This window comes from Streptomyces sp. P6-2-1 (assembly GCF_050613165.1).
GTDB lineage: Bacteria > Actinomycetota > Actinomycetes > Streptomycetales > Streptomycetaceae > Streptomyces.
The window spans coordinates 2412555-2425740 of record NZ_CP192513.1; the positions used below are offsets into that span (position 1 = coordinate 2412555).

Below are 13186 nucleotides of genomic sequence, written 5' to 3' on the forward strand. Positions count from 1 at the left end.
CCCCGGCGGCCGCAGCCTGGAACCCATGCTGTGGTCGGACCGGGATCAACACGAGCCACCCGATGAGTGGCGGGCCGTGCAGCGGATGCTGCACCGCGCGGGCGTACTCCTCGCCTGCGTCATGGTGCTCACGATGGTGCTCGTCGGGCTCGGCGCACGCGGCTGAGCGGACGACGCCGCGCGGCGCCCCAGGCCGGGTACGCCCGGCGCCGCCGCACGCCCCACACGCCCCACGCCCCCGTACGCCCGGCGCCGCCGCCCGCCTCACGCCCCCCACACGCCGCACGCCCCCCGTACGCCCCACACCACAGCGCCGCCTCACTCCGCCCCCGCCGCCGGAGGCCCGCCCCCCGGAGACCTGCCCCGGAGGCCCCGCCCCGCACCCGTACGGCCCACCGCCCCGTACGTCCTACGATCACCTCATGTCTTCTCGCGCCCCGCTGTCCCCCTCGTCCCGCCGTCGCCTCGTCCTCGCCTCGCAGTCGCCCGCGCGGCTCGGTCTCCTGCGGCAGGCCGGGCTCGATCCCGAGGTGATCGTGAGCGGGGTGGACGAGGAGGCGATCAGCGCGCCGACGCCTGGTGGGCTGGCGCTCGTGCTCGCCGAGGCGAAGGCGGCGGTGGTCGCGGAGCGCGCGGAGGCGCGGGACGCGCTCGTGGTCGGCTGCGACTCGGTGCTCGACCTCGACGGTGTCGCGTACGGGAAGCCGGCCGACGCCGAGGAGGCGACGGTGCGGTGGAAGGCGATGCGCGGGCGGGCAGGGGTGCTCCGTACCGGGCACTGCGTGATCGACACCGCTTCGGGCGCGCGCGCCTCGGCGACCGCTTCGACGACGGTGCGGTTCGGGACGCCGGACGACGAGGAGATCGCCGCGTACGTGGCGAGCGGCGAACCCCTCTACGTCGCGGGGGCGTTCACACTCGACGGGCGGTCCGCCCCGTTCGTCGACGGCATCGAGGGCGACCACGGGAACGTACTCGGCCTCTCGCTGCCCACCTTGCGCACGCTGCTGCGCGAACTGGGCGTCGGTATCACGGAGTTGTGGAAGGACTGACGTCGGCGCGCGGGCCCGCGAGCGTGGCGTCCGGGCTCACCAGGATGAGGACGAGGAGCGCGAGGACGACGAGCAGGCCGAGGAAGGCGGCGAGTCCGACGAGCGCGAGGGAGACCGCGGCGAGCACGCCGTGCACGACGGCGGCGACGATCAGCAGGACGCGGCCCGTACGGCCCGGCGCGTGGCGCCGCAGCGCGCAGCGCAGCGCGACGGCGGCGCAGGCGCAGAGGAAGAGCCCGGCGACGACGGCGAGGACGTAGGAGCCGGTGACGACGGCATCGGGATCGGTGCCGGCGAGGGACATGGACTGGTTGTCCACGACCGCCCCGAGCGTGAGGCACATCAGGACGATCCCGAAGGTCTCCAGGAGCAGGACGAAGCCCGTTATCCAGGCCACGACGGTCCGCGTCATCCTCGGCACACCCGCTTCCGTTCCGCCCCCGAGCCACTGTTACCGGGGGTACACATGGCTCTCGCGCACGCTACTGGCGGGTAGCCGAGTGGGCAAGGGTTCGCGCGAGGGGCCGGACGAGGCGCCACGCAAAGAATCCCGAACCCTTTCGTCGGGTCCCCACAAAGAAACCTCGTTCCTCGCGGCGCGGGCGGACAGAGACCCGGCCCGCCCCGCAGGGCTACTCTGAGGTGATTCAGGGCCCTGTACATGGACTTTCGTCCGGTCATGAGGGGTCGCCGGACGGCCGGTGTGGGCAAACTCACCAGCGGGCCGTCCGCGGCGCCTCGTGTCGGCTGTCCCTAAACTCGGCGTGTTCGTACGCGTCCCGTGCTGGGGCCCGCCCACAGGGACGAAGAGCGAGAAAAGGGAGCCATCGTGCGCAAGGTGCTCATCGCCAACCGCGGCGAAATCGCCGTCCGGGTCGCCCGGGCCTGCCGCGACGCGGGCATCGGCAGCGTCGCGGTGTACGCGGAGCCGGACAGGGACGCGCCGCACGTGCGCGCGGCCGACGAGGCGTACGCGCTGGGCGGTGACACGCCCGCGACGAGCTACCTCGACATCGCGAAGGTGCTGCACGCCGCCGCCGAGTCCGGTGCCGACGCGGTCCACCCCGGGTACGGCTTCCTCTCCGAGAACGCCGAGTTCGCGCAGGCCGTCATCGACGCCGGGCTCACCTGGATCGGCCCGCCCCCCGCGGCGATCCGCGACCTCGGGGACAAGGTCGCCGCGCGCCACATCGCGCAGCGCGCGGGCGCCCCGCTCGTCGCGGGCACGCCCGACCCGGTCTCGGGCGCGGACGAGGTCGTGGCCTTCGCGCGGGAGCACGGGCTGCCCATCGCGATCAAGGCGGCCTTCGGCGGCGGCGGCCGCGGCCTCAAGGTCGCCCGCACGCTCGAAGAGGTCCCCGAACTGTACGACTCGGCGGTGCGCGAGGCCGTCGCCGCCTTCGGGCGCGGCGAGTGCTTCGTGGAGCGCTACCTCGACCGCCCCCGGCACGTCGAGACCCAGTGCCTCGCGGACCGGCACGGCAACGTCGTCGTCGTGTCGACCCGCGACTGCTCGCTCCAGCGCCGCCACCAGAAGCTCGTCGAGGAGGCGCCCGCGCCGTTCCTGAGCGAGGCACAGGTCGCGGAGCTGTACAGCGCGTCGAAGGCGATCCTCAAGGAGGCCGGTTACGTCGGCGCGGGGACCGTCGAGTTCCTCGTGGGCAACGACGGGACGATCTCCTTCCTGGAGGTCAACACGCGCCTCCAGGTCGAGCACCCGGTGACCGAGGAGGTCGCGGGCGTCGACCTCGTGCGCGAGCAGTTCCGTATCGCCGACGGCGAGGAGCTGGGCTACGACGACCCCGAACTGCGCGGCCACTCCTTCGAGTTCCGCATCAACGGCGAGGACCCGGGGCGCGGCTTCCTGCCCGCCCCCGGCACCGTCACGCTCTTCGCGCCGCCGAGCGGGCCCGGCGTGCGCTTGGACGCGGGCGTCGAGTCGGGCACCGTCATCGGCCCCGCGTGGGACTCGCTCCTCGCGAAGCTGATCGTCACGGGCCGTACCCGCAAGGAGGCCCTGGAGCGCGCCGCGCGCGCCCTCGCCGACTTCCGCGTCGAGGGCATGGCGACCGCGATCCCCTTCCACCGCGCCGTCGTCAAGGACCCGGCCTTCGCGCCCGAACTCACCGGCTCCACGGACCCCTTCACGATCCACACCCGGTGGATCGAGACCGGGTTCGTCAACGAGATCAAGCCCTTCGCCGCCCCGGCCGACGGCTCGGCGGACGACGAGAGCCGCGAGAACATCGTGGTCGAGGTCGGCGGCAAGCGCCTGGAGGTCTCCCTCCCGGCCCGCCTCGGCATGTCCCTCGCGCGTACGGGCCTCGCGGCCGGTGCCAAGCCGAAGCGCCGCGCGGCCCGCAAGAGCGGCCCGACCGCGTCGGGCGACACGCTCGCCTCGCCCATGCAGGGCACGATCGTGAAGGTCGCCGTCGAGGAGGGCCAGGAGGTCCAGGAGGGCGACCTCATCGTGGTCCTGGAGGCCATGAAGATGGAGCAGCCCCTGACGGCCCACCGCTCCGGCACGGTCAAGGGCCTCGACGTCGCTGTCGGCGCCTCGCTCAGCTCGGGCACCGTCATCTGCGAGATCAAGGACTGACGCCCCGGGAACTCCTACGGGGCCGCCAGGCGCGGCGGTACGGTACCGGGCGGGACCCCACGGCGGGGGCCCGCCCGTTCGCCGTTTCGGAGGCGTGATGAGTCACCCCGTACGGACCACCGTGCGCACGCGCGTGCTCGCCGTCGACGGCGAGCGGCTGAGCGCGTACACCGTGACGCCCGGCAAGGAGATCCCGGGCGCGTACGGCGTCGTGGTGCTGCACGGCGCGGGGAACGGGGACAAGGAGCGGTGCCTGCCGCTCGCCGAGGACTTCGCCGCGCGGGGGCACCACGCACTCGCCTTCGACTTCTCGGGGCACGGCGCGAGCACGGGGCGGCTCGCCGAACTGAGCCTGCGGCGGCGGCGCGAGCAGGCCGCGGCGGTGATCGGCGAGGTGTTCGGGGCCCGGCGGCCGCTCGTGCTCGTCGGGTTCAGCATGAGCGGGCAGACGGTCGCCGATCTCGTGGCCTCGTACGGGCGGCGGGTGGCCGCGCTCGCGCTGTGCGCGCCGGGGATCTACGGGCGGGCCGCGTGGGACGTGCCCTTCGGGGACGGGTTCACCGAGCTGATCAGGCGGCCCGCCAGCTGGCGCGACAGCCGGGCCCTGGAGGCGTACGGGCGCTTCGCCGGGCGGGCGCTGCTCGTCGTGCCCGAGCGGGACGAGGTCGTTCCCGAAGAGGTCACCTGGCTCCTGCGCACCGCGCTCTCCGCGCGCGCCGGCCTCGCGGTGCTGCGGCTCGCGGGCGCGGGGCACGCGCTCGGGCCGTGGCTGAGCGAGCGGCCGCAGGCGCGGGCGCAGCTGATCGACAGCCTGCTGAACGGGCTTCAGGCCCCCGTGCGCTCCTCCTGATCGCGCGTCATGCGCAGGACGAGGACGATCGCCAGGACGGCGGCGGCGACGAGGAAGAAGTCGGCGGCCACCACGCTGCGGAAGGCGTCGTAGACCGCCTCGGCCTCGGGCTGCCCGTCGTCGCCCAGGTCCTGCGTGACGAGGAGCGTCGTGACGGCGCCGAGCAGGAGCAGCCACCACGCGTTGATCCACCACGGGGTGCGGCGCAGTGCCGGGTCCTCGTTCCCCGGGGCCGCGGCGCGCCAGATGTCCACGACGACGTCGCGCGGGAACCAGAAGGAGATCCCGGGCACGATCCACGAGAAGTAGACCCACGGGCGCGAGTGGCGCTGCACCTGCGGGGCGAGCACGTCGGCGTTGTCGCGCATCGCCTGGAGCCAGACCACGAAGGCGAGGACGCAGACGACGAGGGTCAGGATCGTGAGATCGCCGAGGTAGTGGTACTGCTCCTCCAGGCCCGTGGGCACGCGGTGGTAGCCGTCGTCCGGCTCGCCGGGCGGCGCGGGCGGACGCGGGCCCGCGTGCAGGCGCAGCTCCCAGACGAAGAACACGAGCCGCGCCAGTGCGGCGGCGGCGAGCGCCCCGACCGCGCACCACGCCCGCGGCACGACCCGCACGAAACGGGGGGACACGGCGCCGCGGGACAGGGCGAAGCTCATGAGTCTGCTCCTCGGTGGGGCGGGAGGGACGACGGCGGGGTGCCTGCCCGCCTAGACGCCGGCGTACACCCGGCGGTTCCGGAGGCGGTCCGTCCGGAGGACGAACCGGGCCCGGACAGCCCGCCCTGGGGGGGCGCCGCGGCACGGGGCCGGATGCGCCGTACGGGCCGGAGCCATGCCGTACGGGGCGGAGCCATGCCGTACGGGGCAGCAACCGTGCCGTACGGGGCCGGAGCTGCCCTGCGGGCCGGAGCTGCCTGCGGGCCTGGCGGCGCCCCGCGCCCGTACCCCGGCGCGCCTGCCCTGCCGCGCCTCCCCTGCCCCGGTCCGGTCCGGTCTCTCCTCGCCCGCCTTCCCGGTGCTACCTCCGCTGGGCGTCCACCGCCCTGCCGCGCTCGCCCTGGCCCGCGGCCCCGCCCTGCTCGCCCAGCGGGCCCGCCGTGCCCGGGGGGCGGTGGGTGTGGGGACGGGTCGGGGGCTGGGCGCGGCGCTGGCCGGGGAGGCCGACGTCGCGGCCGCGGGGGCGGGGGGCCGGGGCGTGGGGGCCCGCCAGGGAGATGTGGACGCCCTGGTCGGCGAGGGCCTGGAGTTCGGTCGCGGCACGCTCCTCGCCCGGGGCGGGTTCATCGGTGACGAGGCGCGTGATGAGGTCGGGCGGCACGGTCTGGAACATCGTGTCCGTGCCGAGCTTCGTGTGGTCGGCGAGGACGACGACCTCGGCGGCCGACTGGACGAGCGCGCGGTCCACGCTCGCCGAGAGCATGTTGGCGGTGGACAGGCCGCGGTCCGAGGTGAGACCGCTGCCCGAGAGGAAGGCGCGCGAGACGCGCAGGCCCTGGAGGGACTGCTCGGCCCCGCTGCCGACGAGGGCGTAGTCGGTGCCGCGCAGGGTGCCCCCCGTCATGACGACCTCGACACGGTTGGCGTGCGCGAGGGCCTGCGCGACGAGCAGCGAGTTGGTCACGACGGTGAGACCGGCGACGCGCGCGAGGCGGCGGGCCAGCTCCTGCGTCGTGGTCCCCGCGCCGATCACGACGGCCTCACCTGGCTCGACGAACTCGGCCGCCAGTTCGGCGATCGCGGCCTTCTCGGCCGAGGCGAGATGGGTCTTCTGCGGGAAGCCCGACTCGCGCGCGAAGCCACCGGGGAGCACGGCGCCCCCGTGCCTGCGGTCGAGCAGCCCTTCCGCTTCGAGCGCCCGCACGTCCCGCCGTACGGTCACTTCAGAGGTCTGGACGACGCGGGCCAGTTCCCGGAGCGAGACCGCTCCGTTGGCGCGCACCATTTCAAGGATCATTTGACGACGTTCAGCAGCGAACACGGAACTGACAGTAACGCGCATGACTGTCCGCGTTCACCACTTTCCGCCGAGTTACGGAAGTTGTCCACGCCGGGGCCCGGAAAGTGGTATACGGGGTCGAGAAGGGCACTCACGGGCGGGCACGGAAACGGGCCACCGCCTCGCGGCGACGGCCCGACGTCCCGTGCGAGCAGGGAAGTTGAGGCCGTACGGCCGCCTCAGGCCAGCTCCTCCGCGCGCTTGACGGTGTGCAGCTGACGCGCCACCTCGGCGATCGAACCGGACAGTGACGGGTACACAGTGAACGCGTTAGCGATCTGTTCCACGGTCAGATTGTTGTCCACAGCGATCGAGATGGGGTGAATGAGTTCACTCGCGCGGGGGGCGACGACCGTACCGCCGACGACGACGCCGGTGCCGGGACGGCAGAAGATCTTGACGAAGCCGTCCCTGATGCCCTGCATCTTGGCGCGCGGGTTGCGCAGGAGCGGGAGCTTGACGACGCGCGCGTCGATGCGGCCCGCGTCCACGTCGGCCTGGCTGTAGCCGACGGTGGCGATCTCGGGATCGGTGAAGACGTTCGACGAGACGGCCTTGAGGTTGAGCGGGGTGACCGCGTCGCCGAGGAAGTGGTACATCGCGATACGGCCCTGCATCGCGGCGACGGACGCGAGGGCGAAGACGCCGGTCACGTCGCCCGCCGCGTAGACGCCGGGGGCACTCGTGCGCGAGACCTTGTCGGTCTTGATGTGCCCGGAGTCCTTGAGCTTGACCCCGGCCTCCTCCAGGCCGATGTGCGCCGTGTTCGGGATGGCGCCGACCGCCATGAGGCAGTGGGTGCCCGTGATGACGCGGCCGTCGGCGAGGGTGACCTCGACGCGGTCGCCGACGCGCTTGACGGCCTGGGCGCGGGAGCGGGCCATGACGTTCATGCCGCGACGGCGGAAGACGTCCTCCAGGACGGCGGCGGCGTCCGGGTCCTCGCCGGGCAGGACGCGGTCGCGCGAGGAGACGAGGGTGACCCGGGAGCCGAGCGCCTGGTAGGCCCCCGCGAACTCGGCGCCGGTGACACCGGAACCGACGACGATGAGTTCCTCGGGCAGCTCGTCGAGGTCGTAGACCTGCGTCCAGTTGAGGATGCGCTCGCCGTCGGGGCGCGCGTCCACCAGCTCGCGCGGGTGACCGCCGGTCGCGATGAGGACGGCGTCGGCGGTGAGGCGCTGCTCGGAGCCGTCGGCGGCGGTGACGACGACGGTGCGGGAGCCGTCGCTGTCCTGCTGGCCCTCCAGACGGCCGCGGCCGCGCAGGACGCGGGCGCCCGCCCGGGTGACGGAGGCGGTGATGTCGTGCGACTGGGCGAGCGCGAGGCGCTTGACGCGGCGGTTGACCTTGCCGAGATCGACGCCCACGACGCGCGCGGGGCGGTCGATGTGGGGGGTGTCGTCGGCGACGAGGATGCCGAGTTCCTCGTACGAGGAATCGAAGGTCGTCATCACCTCGGCGGTCGCGATAAGGGTCTTCGAAGGCACGCAGTCGGTGAGCACCGATGCCCCGCCGAGGCCGTCGCAGTCGACGACGGTCACCTCCGCGCCGAGCTGGGCGCCCACGAGGGCCGCTTCGTATCCGCCGGGTCCGCCACCGATAATCACGATCCGAGTCACGTACTTCATTGTCCCGCACGCGCCAAATTGCTTCGCGCCCGGGCCCACCGTCCGGGGTGTGGAACGGGTCACCCCCTGGTCCGTCCCCTCCCGTACGCGTCCGCCTCCCGCGACTCCCCCGCCTCCCTCCGCCGTCTGCCGTACTCTCGACCCCATGTCGCTCTACGCTGCGTACGCAGGCAATCTCGACGCGCGGCTGATGACGCGCCGTGCCCCGCACTCCCCGCTGCGGGCCACCGGCTGGCTCGACGGCTGGCGGCTGACCTTCGGCGGCGAGCACATGGGCTGGGAGGGCGCGCTCGCCACGGTCGTCGAGGACCCGGCCTCGCAGGTCTTCGTGGCGCTGTACGACATCGCGCCGCCCGACGAGGAGGCGATGGACGGCTGGGAGGGCGTGGGGCTCGGCATCTACCGCCGCGCGCGGGTCCGCGTTCACACCCTGGAGGGCACGGAGTCCTCCTGGCTGTACGTACTGAACGGGTACGAGGGCGGCCTGCCCTCCGCGCGCTACCTCGGCGAGATCGCGGACGCGGCGGAATCGGCGGGGGCGCCGCACGACTACGTGATGGAACTGCGCAAGCGGCCCTGCTGAGGGCGCACGAGTGGTCCGCGGGCGGAGGGCGCGGCTCCGCGGGGGCGGGATTCCCGCCAAAGACGGCAGTCGCTGCCACCTCCGCCATTCTTCGCCACTCCTCGCCGTCCGGCGCCCTGACCAGGCCGCTCCGTGTCCGGACGCGCTCGCGATGACGTACCACCAAGTCAACATCAGGTCGTTATCGGCGACGTCTACGCGCGTAGGCTGTGAGCGGTTACGCTCATTCGCGTGAACGCATCAGTTATTCCGGACGACATCCAGGGCGACCCCTTCGCCGCCGCTCGGGCCGCCGCCGCGCGGCTCGGTGAGCTGACGGGGGCCGAGACGCACGACGTGGCCCTGGTGATGGGCTCGGGGTGGGTGCCCGCCGCGGAGGCGCTCGGCACGGCGGACCACGACCTTTCCTTCACGGACCTGCCCGGTTTCCCGCCGCCCGCCGTCGAGGGCCACGCGGGCCGCATCCGCTCCTACAGCGGACTCGGCGGCAAGCGCGCCCTCGTCTTCCTCGGCCGTACGCACTATTACGAGGGCCGCGGCGTGGACGCCGTCGCGCACAACGTGCGCACCGCCGTCGCCGCCGGGTGCAAGACGATCGTGCTCACCAACGGCTGCGGCGGGTTGCGCGCCGGGATGCGGCCCGGTCAGCCGGTGCTGATCAGCGACCACATCAACCTCACGGCGACCTCGCCCATCCACGGCGCGAACTTCGTGGACCTCACCGATCTCTACTCGCCGCGCCTGCGCGCCCTGTGCAAGGAGATCGACCCCACGCTCGAAGAGGGCGTGTACGTGCAGTTCCCCGGCCCGCACTACGAGACGCCCGCCGAGATCGGCATGGTCCGCACGCTGGGCGGGGACCTCGTGGGCATGTCGACGGTCCTGGAGGCGATCGCGGCGCGCGAGGCGGGGGCCGAGGTGCTCGGCATCTCGCTCGTGACCAACCTCGCCGCCGGCCTCACCGGCGAACCCCTCAACCATGAGGAGGTCCTCCAGGCGGGCCGCGACTCGGCCGCGCACATGGGGGCCCTGCTCGGTCAGGTACTCGACCGCATCTGAGGGCCGCCCGCAGGCCCTCCCTCGTACGGGGCAGGCGTCCCGTACGACCTCCGGGGCCCCGGTACGGCCTCCGGGGGTTCCGTAGGACCGCCCGGGTTCCGTAGGACCGCCCGGGTCCCGTACGGCCTCCGGGGACTCCCGTACGACCTCCGGGGGACGAGCCCCCCGTCTCCCGCAACGAAGCCGAGAAAGGCGCAGCCACCGTGGTGGACAAGGACGACGCGCAGGACCTCATCGACCGTGCCCGCCGCTGGCTGGCCGAGGACCCCGACCCGGACACGCGTGCCGAACTGGCCGCGCTGCTCGACGCGGAGGACCTCGACGCGTTGCGGGACCGTTTCGCCGGGCTGCTCCGCTTCGGCACCGCGGGGCTGCGCGGGGAGCTGGGGGCCGGTCCCTCGCGGATGAACCGGGCCGTCGTGATCCGTGCGGCCGCCGGGCTCGCGGGCTTCCTGCGGGAGCACGGCAAGGGGGACGGGCTCGTCGTCGTCGGCTACGACGGGCGCCACAAGTCGGCCGACTTCGCGCGCGACACGGCCGCGGTCCTGACCGGCGCGGGGCTGCGTGCCGCCGTCCTGCCCGGGCCGCTGCCCACCCCCGTCCTGGCCTTCGCGATCGGGCACCTCGGCGCGGTCGCTGGGGTCGAGGTCACGGCGAGCCACAACCCACCGCGCGACAACGGCTACAAGGTCTACCTCGGCTTCGGCTACCCGGAGCCCGGCGAGGGCGCGGGCGCCCAGATCGTCGCCCCGGCCGACGCCGAGATCGCCGCGGGGATCGAGGCGATCGACGCGCTGGCGGAGGTGCCGCGCGCGGAAGAGGGCTGGACGGTACTCGGGGACGAGGTCCGTGAGGCGTACGTCGCGCGCGCGGTCTCCGTGCTCGCGCCCGGCTCGCCCCGTACCGCCCGGATCGTGCACACCGCGCTGCACGGTGTCGGCACCGGGACCGTCACCGCCGCCTTCGCGCGGGCCGGTTTCCCCGCGCCCGTACCGGTCGCCGAACAGGCCGCGCCCGACCCGGACTTCCCGACCGTGGCCTTCCCCAACCCGGAGGAGCCCGGCGCGATGGACCTCGCCTTCGCGACCGCGCGGGCGCACGAGGGTGTGGACCTGATCGTCGCGAACGACCCGGACGCGGACCGCTGCGCCGTCGCGGTGCCGGACGCCTCGGCGGCCGCGGGCTGGCGGATGCTCACGGGCGACGAGGTCGGCGCGCTGCTCGCCACGCACCTGCTGCGGCGCGGCGAGCGCGGAGTCTTCGCCGAGTCGATCGTCTCCGGGACGCTCCTCGGCACGCTCGCCCGCGCGGCCGGGGTCCCGCACGCCGAGACGCTGACGGGCTTCAAGTGGATCTCGCGGGTCCCCGGGCTGCGGTACGGGTACGAGGAGGCGCTCGGCTACTGCGTGGACCCCGAGGGCGTGCGCGACAAGGACGGGATCACGGCCGCGCTCCTCGTCACGGAGTACGCCTCGGTACTCAAGGAGGAGGGCCGTACGCTCTCCGACGCGCTCGACGACCTCGCGCGCGAGCACGGCGTGCACGCGACGGCCCAGCTCTCCGCCCGCGTCGCCGACCTCTCCCTGATCCCCGCGGCGATGGAGCGGCTGCGGACGAACCCGCCGGTACGGCTTGCGGGCCTCCCCGTCACGTCGGCCGACGACCTCAGCCTGCCGAAGGACGGCCTTCCCCCCACGGACGGACTGCGCTACACGCTGGGGGACGGCTCCGGGGAAGGCGTACGGGGCCGGGTCGTCGTCCGGCCGAGCGGCACCGAGCCCAAGCTCAAGTGCTACCTGGAGATCGTCCTCCCCGCCGGGCTGCCGGTGCCGGAGGCCCGGGGCCGCGCGGCGGACCTGCTGGCAGAGCTGAAGCGGGACGTGGGGGCCGCGGCGGGGGTGTAGCCGGGGCCCGGGGCCTCGGGGGGGGCGGGGCACATCCGTGGCGCGGTGCGCGGGGGTGCGTGCGCCGGAGTGCGGGGCGCGGGGGTGCCGGGCACGGGGGGTGCCGGGCGCGGTTCCTGGGGCAGTACCGACCGGGGCCGCCCGGGCGCGGGGTGTCCCGGAAGGGACGGTACGGGGCGAGCGGGCGTCGGACGGGGCCGCGCCCGCGGCCGTACGGGCCCGGGCGACGCGCGTCCCGTCGCTCGACGCGGCCGGGACGGACTTTCCCGCCGCGGGCGGGGGCAGGCCCGTACGTACGGCGGGACCGTGACCGTCGCGGGCCGCGGGACGCCCGCGTTCCCGCTGCCTGCCGTACCGCGCGGCCTCGGCCCCGTACCCGGCATCGACACGGTCGGGACCGGGCGGCCGCCCGCCCTCGCCGGGGCGGGGCGCCGCGCGCTGCCGCCGTCGGAAGCCCCCGGCCGCCTGCGCGAACTCCGCGGCATCGGGCCCTTCCGCGCGGAAACCGGTCCTCGTCAGGGGCGCGGATCACCCCGAGGTCTGCCCCCGGGCGGAGCCGGGGCCGCCCGCGGGGACGGGCCGGCGGAGGGGCCGGCGGAGGGGCCGGCGGAGGGGCGCATCGCCTGGGTGCCCACGACGGTCAGCAGCGCGAGCTTCTCGCCGGTGCCGGTCCCGGCGCGCGGGGTGAACCACAGCAGGCGCTGGCGGCCGTCCTCGCTGAAGAGGCTGAGGCAGTCGAGGTCGAGCATCCCGACGGTGGGGTGCGCGATCCGCTTGCGCTCGTCCCTGCGCACCCCCACGTCCCGAGCGGTCCACAGCGCCTCGAACTCCCGCGAGCGCCCCAGCAGTTCGTCCACCAGCTCGACCGCTTCCGGGTCGTCGGGGCCGCGCCGCCCGATCGCCGCGCGCAGATCCGCGACGAACGAGTGCGACTGCGGGGGCATGGTCCTCCGGCGGGTAGATCAGCCGCGCGGCCGGGTCGGTGAACCAGCGGTGAATGAAGCTCGCCGCGCGGCCGCGGTGCGCGGACAGGTCGCCGAGCAGTGCGACGGCGAGCGGGTTCTGGACGAGGACGGTGTGCAGGTCGTCGCTGACCATCGCGGCGGTCCCGTCGATCCTGTGCAGCAGGTCGAGCATCACGGGGTGGACGTGCGAGGCCGTCCCGCCCCGCGGTGGGACCGGGCGGTTCGCCAGCCGGTACAGGTGGTCGCGTTCGTCGCGGCCGAGGCGCAGGGCGCGGGCGAGCGCGGCGAGCATCTGACCGGAAGGCTGCGAGCCCGCACCGCGTTCCAGCTCCGTGTAGTACTCCACCGAGGCACCTGCCCGTACGGCGACCTCGTCCCGCCGCAGTCCGGGGACGCGGCGCCTCGGCCCCGGCGCGATCCCGACCTCCCCGGGGCGGACGCGCTCGCGTCGCGAACGCAGAAAGGCACCGAGTTCGGCGTACCTCGTGTTCGGCATGCGTACAGCCTCCCCAGGGCGGCGGCGCCGATGCCAGGGGACGGCGTCC

At 74.3% G+C, this 13186-nt stretch carries 11 protein-coding genes and 1 pseudogene; 7 read left to right on the forward strand and 5 right to left on the reverse strand.

Annotation, left to right across the window (positions count from 1 at the left end):
• Positions 1–25 precede the first annotated feature (25 nt).
• Together mmpB and ACQYWQ_RS10390 are read left to right on the forward strand one after the other, a co-directional pair.
• On the forward strand, positions 26–166 hold the full coding sequence (gene mmpB, locus ACQYWQ_RS10385; RefSeq protein WP_431033987.1) for a morphogenic membrane protein MmpB: 141 nt from the start codon (positions 26–28) through the stop codon (positions 164–166).
• Between the two features lie 274 nt (positions 167–440).
• Positions 441–1052 (forward strand): Maf family protein, encoded by a 612-nt coding sequence (locus ACQYWQ_RS10390; protein ID WP_431039137.1) that lies wholly within the window; start codon positions 441–443, stop codon positions 1050–1052.
• Here ACQYWQ_RS10390 and ACQYWQ_RS10395 read toward each other — a convergent pair.
• Positions 1030–1464 (reverse strand): hypothetical protein, encoded by a 435-nt coding sequence (locus ACQYWQ_RS10395; RefSeq protein ID WP_431033988.1) that lies wholly within the window; start codon positions 1462–1464, stop codon positions 1030–1032. The genes ACQYWQ_RS10390 and ACQYWQ_RS10395 overlap by 23 nt on opposite strands.
• Before the next feature lie 417 nt (positions 1465–1881).
• Between ACQYWQ_RS10395 and ACQYWQ_RS10400 the strand changes: the two genes are divergently transcribed.
• On the forward strand, positions 1882–3651 hold the full coding sequence (locus tag ACQYWQ_RS10400; RefSeq protein WP_431033989.1) for an acetyl/propionyl/methylcrotonyl-CoA carboxylase subunit alpha: 1770 nt from the start codon (positions 1882–1884) through the stop codon (positions 3649–3651).
• Between the two features lie 97 nt (positions 3652–3748).
• Positions 3749–4501: an alpha/beta hydrolase gene (locus ACQYWQ_RS10405; protein WP_431033990.1), complete on the forward strand. Its 753-nt coding sequence runs from the start codon at positions 3749–3751 to the stop codon at positions 4499–4501.
• On the opposite strand, the gene ACQYWQ_RS10410 is transcribed toward ACQYWQ_RS10405, so the two are convergent.
• From ACQYWQ_RS10410 to ACQYWQ_RS10420, 3 genes are all read right to left on the reverse strand, one after another.
• Complete coding sequence (locus tag ACQYWQ_RS10410) at positions 4477–5160, reverse strand: DUF4328 domain-containing protein (protein WP_431033991.1); 684 nt, start codon at positions 5158–5160, stop codon at positions 4477–4479. The genes ACQYWQ_RS10405 and ACQYWQ_RS10410 overlap by 25 nt on opposite strands.
• 361 nt (positions 5161–5521) lie before the next feature.
• Positions 5522–6445, reverse strand: a complete 924-nt coding sequence (locus tag ACQYWQ_RS10415; protein WP_431039138.1) for a DeoR/GlpR family DNA-binding transcription regulator — start codon at positions 6443–6445, stop codon at positions 5522–5524.
• 233 nt (positions 6446–6678) lie between these two features.
• A complete protein-coding gene (locus tag ACQYWQ_RS10420; protein WP_431033993.1) occupies positions 6679–8130 on the reverse strand; it encodes an NAD(P)H-quinone dehydrogenase in 1452 nt (483 codons plus the stop codon).
• Positions 8131–8275: 145 nt separating this feature from the next.
• On the opposite strand from ACQYWQ_RS10420, the gene ACQYWQ_RS10425 reads away from it, so the two are divergent.
• The 3 genes from ACQYWQ_RS10425 to ACQYWQ_RS10435 all read left to right on the forward strand — a co-directional run bounded on the left by ACQYWQ_RS10425 (position 8276) and on the right by ACQYWQ_RS10435 (position 11676).
• Positions 8276–8713, forward strand: a complete 438-nt coding sequence (locus ACQYWQ_RS10425) for a gamma-glutamylcyclotransferase (protein WP_009065914.1) — start codon at positions 8276–8278, stop codon at positions 8711–8713.
• A 231-nt stretch (positions 8714–8944) separates the two neighbouring features.
• Positions 8945–9772 carry a purine-nucleoside phosphorylase gene (locus ACQYWQ_RS10430; protein WP_431033995.1) on the forward strand — a complete coding sequence of 276 codons (828 nt, stop codon included), beginning with the start codon at positions 8945–8947 and terminating at the stop codon, positions 9770–9772.
• A gap of 203 nt (positions 9773–9975) precedes the next feature.
• Positions 9976–11676, forward strand: a complete 1701-nt coding sequence (locus ACQYWQ_RS10435; protein WP_431033996.1) for a phospho-sugar mutase — start codon at positions 9976–9978, stop codon at positions 11674–11676.
• A gap of 515 nt (positions 11677–12191) precedes the next feature.
• Here ACQYWQ_RS10435 and ACQYWQ_RS10440 read toward each other — a convergent pair.
• Positions 12192–13137, reverse strand: a pseudogene (locus ACQYWQ_RS10440) (helix-turn-helix transcriptional regulator).
• Between the last annotated feature and the right edge of the window lie 49 nt (positions 13138–13186).

Coding starts and splice junctions, on each gene's coding strand:
- mmpB (WP_431033987.1), top strand. CDS start 26: ATGCTGTGGTCGGACCGGGATCAACACGAGCCACCCGATGAGTGGCGG.
- ACQYWQ_RS10395 (WP_431033988.1), bottom strand. CDS start 1,464: ATGACGCGGACCGTCGTGGCCTGGATAACGGGCTTCGTCCTGCTCCTG.
- ACQYWQ_RS10405 (WP_431033990.1), top strand. CDS start 3,749: ATGAGTCACCCCGTACGGACCACCGTGCGCACGCGCGTGCTCGCCGTC.
- ACQYWQ_RS10410 (WP_431033991.1), bottom strand. CDS start 5,160: ATGAGCTTCGCCCTGTCCCGCGGCGCCGTGTCCCCCCGTTTCGTGCGG.
- ACQYWQ_RS10415 (WP_431039138.1), bottom strand. CDS start 6,445: ATGGTGCGCGCCAACGGAGCGGTCTCGCTCCGGGAACTGGCCCGCGTC.
- ACQYWQ_RS10420 (WP_431033993.1), bottom strand. CDS start 8,130: ATGAAGTACGTGACTCGGATCGTGATTATCGGTGGCGGACCCGGCGGA.
- ACQYWQ_RS10425 (WP_009065914.1), top strand. CDS start 8,276: ATGTCGCTCTACGCTGCGTACGCAGGCAATCTCGACGCGCGGCTGATG.